The sequence below is a fragment of the Pseudoalteromonas ruthenica genome (genome assembly GCF_008808095.1).
Taxonomy (GTDB): domain Bacteria; phylum Pseudomonadota; class Gammaproteobacteria; order Enterobacterales; family Alteromonadaceae; genus Pseudoalteromonas; species Pseudoalteromonas ruthenica.
The window spans coordinates 2866016-2879298 of record NZ_CP023396.1; the positions used below are offsets into that span (position 1 = coordinate 2866016).

The following is a 13283-nucleotide window of genomic DNA, read 5'->3' on the forward strand; positions in this document are numbered from 1 at the left end:
GTTACCATTTAACAAATTACAGTGGAATCTACACAGTGAATTTAGACAAAGTAAAAATCGCTTTTCAATATGCGCTACCAAAACACGGCGTATCACGCTTAGTTGGAAAATTAGCCGCAGCAAAGGCGGGTAAGCTTACCACCTCACTCATTAAGCTTTTTATCAAGCAATATAAAATTGATATGAGCGAAGCGCAGCACGAGGACCCAAGTCACTACCAAAGCTTTAACGAGTTTTTCACTCGCCCGCTCAAAGCCGGTATCCGTCCGCTTTGCGAAGATGACAATATTATCGCTCACCCAGTTGATGGGGCCATTAGCCAACTTGGTGATATTAATGAGGGTCAATTACTGCAAGCCAAAGGCCATCATTATAGTGTGCAGACGTTACTTGGCGGCAACCAAGCCGATGCCGAGCCCTTTTTAGGCGGGAAGTTCGCTACTATTTACCTCGCACCGAAAGATTACCACCGTATTCACATGCCAGTAGACGGCACGTTAAAACGGATGATCTATGTACCTGGCGATTTATTCTCTGTAAATCCATTAACGGCGCAAAACGTGCCCAACTTATTTGCTCGCAACGAGCGCGTAGTGGCGATATTTGATACAGACATTGGCCCGCTGGCGATGGTACTGGTAGGTGCCACCATTGTTGCCAGCATCGAAACTGTGTGGGCTGGGACAGTCACGCCACCAGCAGGTAAAGACGTATTCAGCTGGGATTACCCAAGCGAAGGAAACCGCGCAGTGAAGCTGAAAAAAGGTGAGGAAATGGGGCGCTTCAAGCTTGGCTCCACTGTCATTCTAGCGTGGGGAGCTAATCAGGCTGACTTTCTTGACGATCAAGTTCCCGAGGCCACCACGCGCATGGGCACAGCGTTTGCAAAACTACGCGACTAGCGACTTACCAAGGATGGTCAAGCTGTATAATTGACCATCCATTCTCGCTACATCTGGCAGTTGCCCCCACACCGAAAACCCCGCCGAGGTAAAAAGCCCGATACTGGGTTTATTATGACTAAATATAAAAGCTAAGAGGTTCTCAATTGCCAGTGTATGGGCATGAGTTTCAACGAAGTTAAGCGCTTTTCGCCCCAACCCCTGTCCTCTTACCGATTCACATAAATAAATGGCAACCTCTACGGTGCCGTCGTAAGCGGGACGGCCATAAAAAGATTTGAAACTCAACCAACCCACAACTCGCTCACCTTGTTTGTAAACGAAAATGGGCCGCTCAGGCGTATGACCTAGAAACCACGAGCGACGCTCTTCAACAGTGACCGGCTCAGTGTCTGCGGTCACCATGCGACTGGCGATAGTCTGGTTGTAAATATCTACGATACGAGGTAAATCACTTAATTCAGCGGTTTCAAACATAAATAATGGTTGCTAAAAATGATCATTTACATTGATAGTATCGTACTCTGCGAGACAAACAATGAAAAGGCGACGGTCATGATCCGATTCACTCTCAGCACCCTAAGCGCTGCGTTATTGCTGCTTAGCTCTACAGTCGAAGCCAGCGAATGTGGCGATTTCACCGATGTTGAAGTGCGTAAGCTACGCTCAGAGCAAAGCATTAATCTTTGCCAATTTAAAGATAAGCCTTTGCTTATTGTTAATACGGCCAGCAACTGTGGTTTTACACCGCAGTTCAAAGAGCTTGAGCAGCTGCATCAAAAGTACAAAGATCAAGGCTTGGTGGTGTTAGGGTTTCCATCTGACGATTTTTTCCAAGAGGAAGATGACGAAAAAGACACTGCTGAAGTGTGCTACATCAATTATGGTGTGACCTTCACTATGCTCGCACCCACGCCGGTGAGGGGCGACGATGCTCATCCGGTATTTCAATTTTTGAACGAGCAAACCAGCTCTCCAAATTGGAATTTTTACAAGCACTTAGTGTCAAAGGATAGACAGCAGGTGCAACGCTTTAACAGCCGCACAAAACCAATGTCAGAAACGCTTACCCAAGCTGTTGAGCAAGCGCTATAATGACAAATCATTATGTTTGTCTAAACTTAATGGCAGTAAAAAAGGTCCGGCTCACCCACGGCGAAGGGCCTAACAGAATCATGATATTAACAAATGGAGTAACTTATGGCTTTGGCAAGTGCGCGTCATATATTGGTGGATAACGAGGCCCTGTGCCTAGATTTAAAAGATAAGATTGAACAGGGAGAAGATTTCGCAGAACTGGCAAAACAACACTCCATGTGTCCGAGCTCACAAGACGGCGGAGCGCTTGGAGAGTTTGGCCCAGGCATGATGGTTCCAGAGTTTGATAAAGTGGTGTTTTCAGCCCCGTTAAACCAAGTACAAGGTCCAGTACAAACGCAGTTTGGTTATCATTTACTCGAAGTGACTAGCCGTAGCGATTAAGCTCGCCAAATTTCTATTGCATTGCTTGTAAAGCCTGCTATTTTGGAGCTCAGTTATTGAGATTGTTGCTCACAAGGCAGGTTTTACAATGCAATTGTATGGCTCTGATACCTCCCCCTACGTACGCCGCCTGCGTATTTGGTGCGCCCAGCACACACTTGATGTTCCTTACCAACATATAGATATTTTCTCCCCTGCAGGGCGAAAACTGCTATTACAACACACACCGGTAGCGAAAATTCCAGTATTGGTCGACGGGCAGCAGAGTATCTATGACTCCACTGTAATTTTTGAATACTTAAGCCAAGCCCATCAGCTCAAACCATTACATTGGGATGAGCGTAACCAACTAACAACTATCAACGCGGCTAATGATTCCGGTGTTGAGCTGCTTTTATGCCAGCGTTCAGGGTTTGACACCACACAAGATACGTTATTTTTTAACCTCCAACATCAGCGCATTAGCCAATGCTTAGGGATGTTAGAAGAATTACTTAGCAGTGGTAAAATAAAGCATGCTTATGTACTAACCAGCCTATTTTGCCTGTTAGATTGGTTGGCATTTCGTCAACTCACCGATTTCAGCGTTTATTCGCAATTACATGCGTTTTGGCAACAGTACAGCCGTGAACAACTGGCCCAACAAACCGATCCAAGAAAGGCCGAATAATGAATAATAGCAACGATATAGAAATAGAATCACAACTTGATAGCTTTTGTGAGCAGGTCCGTGAACAGCAAACATTATGGCTATTGAGCGCCCCAGACGGCGGTGTAGCCAGTGTGACCTCGGCATACGATGATAACAAAGATGTGCTGCTACTGTGGCACAGCGAAGCGCTGGCACAGCAACAATGCGTAAATGAGTGGCAAGACTACACAGCCATTGATATATCGCTTAGTGAGTATTTTGATGAATTAGCTCCCGCTTTGCATGATGATGGCGTGTGGGTAGGTGTTAATTGGGCTGAAGGTGCTTGCAGTGAGTTAAGTGCCCAATCATTAGTGAATGCACTGACCGACTAAGCTGTGAAAACCCATCTAGGACGGCGGCCATTTTCTGCTATGGAATTACACACCCTGTTTTCAGGGTATGTGTACGGCGACGAAAAACAACCACGCGAGCAAGCCAAGCATTGGCATTTCTGGCTGCCTCTGCTGGCCTATTATACCGGCGGCTTTAGTGATGAACTTGGCAGCCTCACTTTGGAAGATGTGTATTTAGGCACTGGCACCGCTTACTTGCATGTGCATACTCATGGCAAAATCAAAGCACGTAAGATCCCCATCCATCCACACTTATTCTCCTGTGGGTTACATGAATATGTGCAATGGTTGACAGTTCATGGACATCAGCGCTTACTGTTTGATTTACCTGCAAAATCTGGTCGTTACAGTGAAAAGGCACGGATTTGGTTTTCCGGCGAGGGAGAGCGCGCTGGCTACCTACAAAAATGTGCTCTGCCCACCGTGGATCAGCACGGCCATAAAACCGCTTTGAGTAGTTTACGTTTAAACTTCGAGCAGCAGGTCCGTATTAGTGCCATGCAGTTAGGCAGTAAAGCTGGGTTTTGTTATCTGCTCGGCCTCAAGGAATACCCACAACGAGAATTCGCCGATATGCGCTTATTGCAAAAGATAGTCCGAGGGGTGCGCGTAGTGAATGCCCACACCCACTGGCAACGCTTTTGCAATCGCCATTAGCTCTCTTTAGCTTTGGCATTACATACCCATGCCAAGGTCTTCTCTGTAGCTAGGTAGCTCACGCGTGTAATGGTACCTTGGCAATGGGCGCTTAAGTCGTGCCATAGCTGCGCTGGCTGAGCATTACCCAACTGTTTCTTATATAATCGATTTTGATTTGCATAAATCACCGTCTGCGCGTCAAACCAGGTGTAATCTTGGACACCTTGTGGTAGGCGAAAGGCTTTGCTCGATACATCATCATCAACTGCATAGGTGGCGAACCAACTCTGCCCTTGTTCCTCAAAGGTATAAGTGTAAACCCGCAGTGCCGAGTTATAGCTCAGTGTGCGACCAGGGTTATCAACGATGTGCTTGCCCTTTTTGGGGTCTTTAAGAGGCAAATAATGAATGCTATGTGGCTCGCCTAAGGCAAAAACCATCACGCCTTGCGGCCCCCAAGCGTGATAACCTATGGTCATGCCGTTGTCGAAAATTCGCTGCGGCGCCGTGCCATCTAACGGAAAACGCCATAACTTTTGTGCTGCATTCGGTTCGACTACCACGGCAGAGATTGCATCGCCATCAAGCATCATCGTTGGTGAATACTCACTACTGTTTTTGCTTTGTGTAACGTTCACTCGGTTGTTGGTGGCAAAGTCATAAAAGAAGATATCTGTTTGTGATTGCTGTGCTTGAGTCACCGCTTGGGTGTAATACACCCCCTTGGCGGTAAGCCAAGGTTGATTGCTGTACCCTGCTTTATCACTGATGGCGGAAACATCAATACCTTGCGAATGTTCCCGCAAAAGCAATACTTGGCTATCTAACGCCCAAGCTGGCGCCGAGGCAGTGACGATAAGAGCGGCACTACCAAGCAGTAGATTTTTGAATTTACGCATAATTTTTTATTGTTATTGGCAATCTCCCTATACTAACGTGAATTCACCGTCTCGCAAGTAACTAGGCTTGATTTCACTGCACTGCACCTTTATAAAGGGTATTCTAATTAACAAACGGTTAATCTTATGTCGGCGAAACACCCTATTGTGGCAATTACTGGCTCTTCAGGCGCAGGCACAACCACAACAACCAATGCAATCAAGCACATTTTCCGTGCACTAGACATAAATGCCGCGTTTATTGAGGGTGATAGCTTTCATCGCTATACCCGCCCAGAAATGGACAAGAAGATTCGTGAAGCGGAGCAACAAGGACGCCATATTAGCTACTTTGGTCGTGAGGCCAATGACTTTGAGGCGCTAGAGTCGCTGTTTGCCAATTACGGCGAGACCGGTAATGGTAAGGTCCGTCGCTACCTTCACACCTTTGACGAAGCCGTTCCCTATAATCAGTTACCAGGCACATTCACCCCTTGGCAAGAACTTGAGCAAGGCACAGATCTGATGTTCTACGAAGGCTTGCACGGTGGGGTTGCTGATGAAGACTACGACGTTGCCAAGCATGTGGATTTACTCATTGGCATGGTGCCAATCATTAACTTAGAGTGGATCCAAAAGCTGATCCGAGACACATCGGAGCGCGGTCATTCTCGCGAAGCGGTTATGGGGTCGATTATTCGCAGCATGGATGATTACATTAACCACATCACCCCGCAGTTTTCCCGCACCCATATCAATTTTCAGCGAGTACCAACGGTAGATACCTCTAACCCCTTTAGCGCTAAAGATATTCCATCTTTAGATGAGAGTTTTGTGGTGATCCGTTTTCGCGGCATAGACGATGTCGACTTTCCTTATTTTCTGCAAATGATTGAAGGAAGCTTTATGTCACGTATGAACACGCTGGTCGTTCCTGGTGGCAAAATGGGCTTGGCCATGGAGTTACTGTTAACGCCCCTGATCAAGGACCTGCTAGTGAAAAAGCGGGCCCTTGAACATTTAGCGCCGGTGGATTTGCCTATCTGAGTTATCGCTACGCGTCAGGCAGGTTACGACCGTAAAAGATTTCTTGAATCTCACGGTTAAGACGCGTGCGGATTTCTTCAGTCTCTTGTTGCTCTAACTCATCGGTGGTAACGCCGAATAAATAGGTATTCAGGTCTGTCTCTTTAAGCATCATTTTGGTGTGAAACAAGTTTTCTTGATACACATTCACATCCATCATCTGATAGAGCTCTTTGGTATCCTCTGTCATGTAATTTTGGATAGAATTAATGGCATGGTCGATATAATGCTTCACACCATTAACGTCGCGAGTAAAGCCTCGGACGCGATAGTCTATGGTCACAACATCGGATTCTAACGAATGGATCAAGAAGTTGAGCGCTTTTAATGGCGAGATCACGCCACAGGTCGATACTTCAATATCGGCCCTAAAAGTGCAAATCCCATCATGAGGATGAGCTTCCGGATAAGTGTGTACACATATATGGCTTTTATCCAAGTGCGCCACGACAGAGTCCGGTAACGGGCCTGGTGTTTCCTCGCTATCAAAGCTTTGTTCATGCACTGGCTCTTCAGAAACCAAGATAGTCACACTCGCGCCCTGTGGGTCATAATCCTGACGCGCCACGTTAAGAATATTGGCGCCGATTATGTCTACGACTTCACCTAAAATATCAGTGAGGCGGTCAGCACTGTATTGCTCGTCAATGTACTCAATGTACTCTTTACGCTGCTGCTCTGTTTTGGCATAGCAGATATCGTATATGCTGAAGCTTAAACTTTTGGTTAAGTTATTGAAACCATGAAGTTTAATTTTATCGAAGGGTTTGTTCACTATAAACCAACCTTAAAACCTAGTCGCTAAAAGCCGCATCGGGGCCATAAAAGAGCGCGGATTTTAGCCCAATTTGGCCCCTTGAAAAAGCACTTTTTAAGCGATTTCTTGTACTTCAAAACTATGCGTGAGTTGCACTGATTTTTCCAGCATCAATGCCACCGAGCAATACTTTTCCGCAGACAGTGAAACAGCGCGCTCAACATGCTTCTCACTGACCTCTTTGCCACTTACAATAAAATGTAGGTTAAGCTTAGTGAACACTTTTGGGGCTGATGGCGCGCGCTCGGCACTGAGCTGAACTTGTACGTCACTCACTTGCTGTCGAGCTTTCTTTAGAATGCTCACCACATCGACCGAAGAACAAGCTCCAGCTGACATAAGAACCATTTCCATCGGTGAAGGGGCATGGCTATCACTGCCAGTATCGAATACTACATTGTGGCCAGAGTCAGATGTGCCTATGAAGGTATCACCCTCTACCCATTTTACTTTCGCTTGCATGTAAACCTCTTATTGGTAATAAGTTTACAGCGATTGTAAATGAGGCTACCGGCAATGCAAAGTTTAAACGATGCTTGCCCTTGGTATGCAAAAGCGACGGCTTAGGCCGATACGCGAGCGACGGCGTTATCAAATAAATTTTTAATCAACCCGGCAAACTCGTCAATAAACTCGCGCTGCTCTTTGGTTACAGGTTGATTAGTGACACTACTGAGAACTTCTTGAAGGTCGTACACAATGCCGTCGACTTCACGTACGATTTGACTGCGCTGCTCGGTATCGAGCTCGGTGTGCTGCTGACAGATGAGCATTACATGCTCGGCGATCACATCTTCTATAAGCTCCATGACCGTCGGCGCATCAGGAGCGACCTCACCGGACTTCTCAAACAACGAGAGGTTTTGCGTGAGGTACATGATGAGATCATCATAGCCTTGTCTGTCGAGAACCATTAAACACCATTAACTTCTTATAAATCTTTCTAGATTTAAGCAGAAACTTAGCCGAAAAGCTAGGACTTACGATGCTTTTATAGCCACTTTGAAGTGCTTGCTTAGCACTAAAAAAAGCAGCCGAAGCTGCTTTTTTATGACCCAGATAAAGTCGCTATTAGTCGAGGCTCAGTCCCGGGCTCAACTTTTCAGGAAGCGTTACTTTCTCAAGTTCCACAGAAGCAACTGGGTAGGCACAGTAATCTGCTGCATAGTAAGCACTTGCACGGTGATTGCCTGAAGCACCAATACCACCGAAAGGTGCTGCGCTCGATGCGCCCGTAATTGGGCGGTTCCAGTTAACAATACCGGCACGAATGCGACGCAAGAAGTATTCATAGTCTTGCTCACTGTCGCTTAACAGGCCAGCAGATAAACCATAAGCTGTATCATTTGCTTTGTTAATGGCGTCATCAAACTCCGTGTAACGGAATACTTTCAAAAGTGGTCCGAAATGCTCGTCATCAGGGAACTCACTAACATTGCTACATTCCAAGATTCCAGGAGTCACAAAGCCCGTGCCCGCTGTATGTTTAAGCTCTACTAACACTTCTGCACCGAGCTCAACCAGTTGTTGCTGCGCCGCAACCAGGCCCTTTGCCGCTGCTTCAGAAATCATGGACCCCATGAACGGCTGTTCTGGTGCGTCATAGACGTCCACTTTAATGTTCTTAGTCGCCGTAATTAACTGAGCAAGAATCGCATCGCCTTGCTCACCCGCAGGCAAGAATAACTTACGGGCACACGTACAACGCTGTCCAGCAGAGATATAGGCTGATTGCAAAATATCATGTACTGCTGCTTTTTCATCGCTTACATCCTTAACAATGAGAGGGTTATTACCACCCATTTCTAACGCTAAGATTTTACCTGGCTGACCTGCGAACTGCTCATGTAACACGTGACCTGTGCGCGATGAACCAGTGAAGAATAGACCGTCGATACCTGGGTGAGAAGCTAAGGCTTTACCCGTTTCAACTTCACCCTGAACGAGGTTAATCACCCCTTGTGGTAATCCAGCTTGCTGCCATAACTTTAAGGTGAATTCCGCCACTGCTGGGGTCAGCTCTGACGGTTTAAAGATCACCGTGTTACCCGCTAACAGCGCTGGGATGATATGCCCATTTGGTAGGTGACCCGGGAAGTTATATGGGCCAAATACAGCAACCACGCCATGTGCACGGTGGCGAATAACAGCCTTACCTACTGGCATTGGGTTTTCTACTGTGCCAGTGCGCTCATGATAAGCACGCTCTGAGATGCCTGCTTTGCCAATCATCGCGGCGGCTTCTGTGCGCGTTTCCCACAATGGTTTTCCGGTTTCTTGAGCAATGATCAGTGCCAGCGCTTCGCTGTTTTCTTTAAGTTGCTCAACGAAGGCTTTAACCACCTCTAAGCGCTGCTCTATGGTTTTATCTGTCCAAGGAATAAACGCTTCTCGCGCTGCCTTTACCGCTGCATCAACTTGCTGAGGTGTGGCACTGTTTGCTTGCCAAATCACGTCGTTGTTCGCTGGATTAATGGAATTGAAGGCCTGGCCTTCACCTGCTGTCCATTGACCATTAATGAATTGAGCTAAATGAGACATTGCTTGCTCCTTATAATGCTGCCACGCTAACGCGCTCGCCTGCTTTAATCTTTAAAGCATCCGCCGTTGCTTGGCTTAGTGTGATATGTTGTTCGCCGTCGTTGTATTCGCATTCAATAACCACAGCACGATAGTCTTGCAGGCCTTGGTTCGCTACTAATACCGCTTGCTCACCTGGGTTATCTGCAATAACCACTTCACGTAACGAGCTGTTTGCAATAGTACGAATGTTATCAACTTTCGCTTCAACCGTCGGTCCGGCATCGAAAATATCGACATAACCATTAAAAGTGAAACCTTCACTTTTTAACAACTCAATGGCAGGGCGAGTATTGCTGTGCACTTCCCCTACCACCTGTTGTGCTTCTTTACTCAATAAGTTGACGTAAATCGGATATTTTGGCATCAACTCAGCGATGAATACTTTCTGGCCAATGCCGGTGAGGTAATCAGCCGTCGGAAAATCCATTGAGAAAAAGTGCTCTTCTAACCACTGCCAAAATGGGCTATCGCCATTTTCATCAGACACGCCGCGCATTTCTGCAATAACGGTATCGGCAAAACGTTGTCGGTGCTGATTAATAAACAGCATACGTGACTTCGATAATAGTTTGCCGTTGTATTTTTGTCGGTATTTTTCCTTCAAGAACAGCGTACACAGCTCTGTTGCACCGGTATAGTCATTACATAAAGTAAGAATATCAACGGCTTTATACACTCCCAAAGTGCGTGAAGAATGAATCACTTTGCTGAGATGGTAGTGGTAAAATGCATCGTCTAGGCCCACTGCAGCTTCAATGCCACAGGTTCCCGCAATTTCACCGGTTTCACTGTCTTCCAATACGAATAAATAGCCCTCGTCTCCAGCCTTTTCAGTCGGCTTCGCGAATGACTGTACGGAGCGTGCGATTTTATTCTGCAGCAACTCTTCATTTAACGGCAAGGATGTAAAACCATGGCCCGACTCTTCGGCCATGATCAATAAATCCTGATAATCATCTTGTTGGATTGGGCGAAGAATCATCATCGACTCGCTTACTCCCTAAAGGTTAAATACCAAAGGAGCCCGCAACCTCACCGAGAAGGCAAAGTGGAACTCCAGCAATTTACTTACTACAGGATGGGGCTTTGCAGCCCCAGGCAGGTTAGACTAGGCTTGCTACCGCTTTTTCAAAGCGCGCCATGCCTTCACGGATATCGGCTTCAGGGATCACTAAAGACGGAGTGAAGCGTACTACATCGGCACCCGCAACAAGCGACATCAACCCCTGCTCCATACTCGCAACTAAGAATTCGCGTGCACGACCTTTGAATTTATCGTTAACAACTGCACCTAACAGCAAGCCCTTACCACGAATTTCAGAAAATACGTCGTATTTAGCATTGATGTCGTTAAGTAGCGATTTGAATAACGCTTCTTTTTCTTTAACACCGGCCAGTACCGTGGCATCGTTTACTGTATCAAATGCCGCTTCGGCTACCGCACAAGCAAGTGGGTTACCACCATAGGTAGAGCCATGTGTACCCGGCTTAAGGTGCTGTGCAATCTCTGCCGTGGTTAACATTGCGCCGATAGGAAAACCACCACCGAGCGCTTTTGCTGAGCTTAGAATGTCTGGCGTCACACCAAGACCTTGGTAAGCGTAAAGCTCGCCGGTACGACCTACACCTGTTTGTACTTCATCAAAAATAAGTAAAGCATTGTGCTGGTCACACAGTTCACGCACACCCTCAACAAATGCTTGCTCCGGCGCGATAATACCGCCTTCACCTTGCAACGGCTCCATCATCACCGCACAGGTATTATCGTCAATCAGCGCTTTGAAGCTTTCCAGGTCGTTATAGTCGCAGTGAACGACGTCACCCGGTTTCGGGCCAAAGCCGTCAGAATACGCAGCCTGACCGCCTACGGTCACGGTAAAGAAGGTGCGCCCATGGAAACCTTTGTTGAAGGAGATAATTTTCGATTTGTGCTCACCGTGCACATCGATTGCCCAGCGACGTGCCAGCTTTAGTGCGGCTTCATTGGCTTCAGCGCCAGAGTTAGCAAAATACACTTTGTCAGCAAAGGTGTTGTCGGTCATTTTCTTTGCTAAACGCAAGGCTGGTTCATTGGTCCAGATGTTCGACAGGTGCCAAATTTTTTCACCTTGCTCTTTCAATGCGTTGACTAAGGCAGGGTGACAATGGCCCAAACAGTTAACCGCAATACCACCAGCGAAGTCGATAAACTCTTTGCCTTGCTGGTCCCACACCCGCGAGCCTTCGCCGCGTACAGGGATAACCGCTGAAGGGTTGTAATTGGGTACCATTACCTCGTCGAATAAAGCGCGATTAACTGTCATTTCATTTCCTCACTGAGTATTACTTTTGTGTCGCATCTAAAGCACGCCGACAGGCGGGACACGAAAAGCGATAAATACGGCCTACTTTTAAGTAGCGCAGTACACTAGTTGATATCCCATTATTTCAGAAAAAGACCTTAAAGTCTCATGCAAAGCTTTCATGCAGCCCTTGAAAACAAAGGCTTTGAGGATAGTTTTTCATAATCAGTGAATAACTATCTTGGTATTCTTTTAGGAAATTGAACTATAGCTTATGCGCAGCACCGAAAGAGCCCAAGGAGTGAATAATGAATGAATATACGCAAAAAAATTTACAAAAAATTTTCAGTTAGCCGTCAATTTGCAGTGCTAAATTGTGCAAATTGGTCTTTTCTAGGTGTTGGACATGGTCACTTTGCAGACCCACATAGTTGAACCACAGGGTGCGCTCGTCATCTTCAATAAGTTGATGCTCGTGCAGCATCAAATATTGACTGTAGCAGCTAGCATGCACCAAAACCTGCGCCAAGCCAGACTGCTCGCTGGCTTCGACCAAAGCAAAATCATCCAGCAGTGCGTTAAGGCCAATATAGCGAAAGCCCATTTTCTCGACCAATGAGCGGGTGATCTCCAACGAGCGCTCAACGAAAAGGTTACGTAAATACAGTGGATCAGGCTCGATAGCAATGAGCGCATCATGGAGGCGTTTGTTGCCTTCATCTCGTGCCATCGTCACCTTACGTTGCCAAATCTGTTGGAACAAACGTAAATAAAGTCGTGTTAGCGCGACCCGGCCTAAATCCAAGAACAACGCAGCGATATACGCACTGTATGGATTAAGACCCTGTAGTTGAGCCAGCTCATACGCCGCTATCGCTCGACTCATTGCTGATTCGCGTAACTTACGCTTCAATAAACTAAAAGGCTCAGTGCTGTGTGGCAACCAATGGCGCATAGCGTAAGTAGGAATGGTTAGGCGGAGGTTATCTAAACCCAAATAGCGAATCGCCAACGCGGGGGTGTCAATCTTCACACCACGATTGGCTCGCTCTTGGCGATACTGAGGTAAGTTCACTAAGGTAACGAGTTCTCGCCCGAGCCAACTCAAATCATTAACGAGCGGCTCTAAGCGGCCAACGCTCGCCGCTTTTGCGCCTAGGATATCTAAAATAGTGGGGACCGCATCTTGGATACCCAACACTTCGGAATATAGGTTATCAGCATTGTGGAGCTGCTCATTGATTGCATTCTCAATGATCGCGTGTAATTTGGTACTGACTTTGGCGGTGAACTGCAGCTTTTCTGAGCTTTGTTTTTGCCGTTGACTGTGCGCCGCCTGCTCGACCTCCAATAAGGTCCGCTGCTTAAGAGGTTTACCATATTGAATATCAAAGGTTTTAATAAAACCTATTTGTTGCTGCGCAAAGCTATGCCCTAACAGCAAGTCATTAAAACGCTGTTCTAGGGCATCCACACGTTGGCGAATTTGCTCTGTTTTAGTCACCATAATTACTAAGTTATACCGCTTCTATATTTTTGCTGCGTTGAGGCTGCTAACGCTTATAAG

Annotated in this window: 16 protein-coding genes; 7 read left to right on the forward strand and 9 right to left on the reverse strand. The window is 46.7% G+C overall.

The features are described 5' to 3' along the window. The first annotated feature begins 35 nt into the window (after positions 1–35). The gene (gene asd, locus PRUTH_RS13415) at positions 36–902 is read left to right on the forward strand and encodes an archaetidylserine decarboxylase (RefSeq protein WP_045979179.1); all 867 of its coding nucleotides are present in this window, start codon (positions 36–38) and stop codon (positions 900–902) included. On the opposite strand, the gene PRUTH_RS13420 is transcribed toward asd, so the two are convergent. Continuing rightward, positions 891–1379 (reverse strand): GNAT family N-acetyltransferase, encoded by a 489-nt coding sequence (locus tag PRUTH_RS13420; protein WP_022945601.1) that lies wholly within the window; start codon positions 1377–1379, stop codon positions 891–893. The genes asd and PRUTH_RS13420 overlap by 12 nt on opposite strands. A 78-nt stretch (positions 1380–1457) precedes the next feature. Here PRUTH_RS13420 and PRUTH_RS13425 point away from each other — a divergent pair, with 78 nt between their 5' ends. From PRUTH_RS13425 to PRUTH_RS13445, 5 genes are all read left to right on the forward strand, one after another. After that, positions 1458–1997, forward strand: coding sequence for a glutathione peroxidase (locus PRUTH_RS13425; protein ID WP_151173759.1), 540 nt, complete (start codon positions 1458–1460; stop codon positions 1995–1997). Positions 1998–2102: 105 nt separating this feature from the next. Next, positions 2103–2384 (forward strand): peptidylprolyl isomerase, encoded by a 282-nt coding sequence (locus PRUTH_RS13430; RefSeq protein WP_022945599.1) that lies wholly within the window; start codon positions 2103–2105, stop codon positions 2382–2384. Between the two features lie 88 nt (positions 2385–2472). Then, entirely contained in the window at positions 2473–3054 is a 582-nt protein-coding gene (locus tag PRUTH_RS13435) for a glutathione S-transferase family protein (protein ID WP_151173498.1), read from the forward strand. Then, complete coding sequence (locus PRUTH_RS13440) at positions 3054–3410, forward strand: DUF2750 domain-containing protein (protein WP_022945597.1); 357 nt, start codon at positions 3054–3056, stop codon at positions 3408–3410. The genes PRUTH_RS13435 and PRUTH_RS13440 overlap by 1 nt, the downstream gene beginning before the upstream one ends. 3 nt (positions 3411–3413) lie before the next feature. Beyond that, positions 3414–4088, forward strand: coding sequence for a site-specific integrase (locus tag PRUTH_RS13445; RefSeq protein WP_151173499.1), 675 nt, complete (start codon positions 3414–3416; stop codon positions 4086–4088). Here PRUTH_RS13445 and PRUTH_RS13450 read toward each other — a convergent pair. Beyond that, the gene (locus tag PRUTH_RS13450) at positions 4085–4969 is read right to left on the reverse strand and encodes a TolB-like translocation protein (RefSeq protein ID WP_045979173.1); all 885 of its coding nucleotides are present in this window, start codon (positions 4967–4969) and stop codon (positions 4085–4087) included. The two genes, PRUTH_RS13445 and PRUTH_RS13450, sit on opposite strands and share 4 nt — an antisense overlap. 126 nt (positions 4970–5095) lie before the next feature. Between PRUTH_RS13450 and PRUTH_RS13455 the strand changes: the two genes are divergently transcribed. Then, positions 5096–5995 (forward strand): phosphoribulokinase, encoded by a 900-nt coding sequence (locus PRUTH_RS13455; protein ID WP_022945594.1) that lies wholly within the window; start codon positions 5096–5098, stop codon positions 5993–5995. 7 nt (positions 5996–6002) lie between these two features. On the opposite strand, the gene speD is transcribed toward PRUTH_RS13455, so the two are convergent. From speD to PRUTH_RS13490, 7 genes are all read right to left on the reverse strand, one after another. Next, on the reverse strand, positions 6003–6809 hold the full coding sequence (speD, locus tag PRUTH_RS13460; RefSeq protein WP_022945593.1) for an adenosylmethionine decarboxylase: 807 nt from the start codon (positions 6807–6809) through the stop codon (positions 6003–6005). Between the two features lie 96 nt (positions 6810–6905). After that, on the reverse strand, positions 6906–7313 hold the full coding sequence (locus PRUTH_RS13465) for an OsmC family protein (RefSeq protein WP_151173500.1): 408 nt from the start codon (positions 7311–7313) through the stop codon (positions 6906–6908). A gap of 101 nt (positions 7314–7414) precedes the next feature. Continuing rightward, positions 7415–7765, reverse strand: coding sequence for a DUF3802 family protein (locus PRUTH_RS13470; RefSeq protein ID WP_022945591.1), 351 nt, complete (start codon positions 7763–7765; stop codon positions 7415–7417). A gap of 157 nt (positions 7766–7922) precedes the next feature. Next, a complete protein-coding gene (gene astD / locus PRUTH_RS13475) occupies positions 7923–9392 on the reverse strand; it encodes a succinylglutamate-semialdehyde dehydrogenase (protein ID WP_151173501.1) in 1470 nt (489 codons plus the stop codon). Between the two features lie 10 nt (positions 9393–9402). After that, the gene (gene astA / locus PRUTH_RS13480; protein ID WP_151173502.1) at positions 9403–10419 is read right to left on the reverse strand and encodes an arginine N-succinyltransferase; all 1017 of its coding nucleotides are present in this window, start codon (positions 10417–10419) and stop codon (positions 9403–9405) included. A 118-nt stretch (positions 10420–10537) separates the two neighbouring features. Continuing rightward, positions 10538–11737 carry an aspartate aminotransferase family protein gene (locus PRUTH_RS13485; protein ID WP_045979171.1) on the reverse strand — a complete coding sequence of 400 codons (1200 nt, stop codon included), beginning with the start codon at positions 11735–11737 and terminating at the stop codon, positions 10538–10540. A gap of 328 nt (positions 11738–12065) precedes the next feature. Next, positions 12066–13223, reverse strand: coding sequence for an HDOD domain-containing protein (locus tag PRUTH_RS13490; protein ID WP_151173503.1), 1158 nt, complete (start codon positions 13221–13223; stop codon positions 12066–12068). Between the last annotated feature and the right edge of the window lie 60 nt (positions 13224–13283).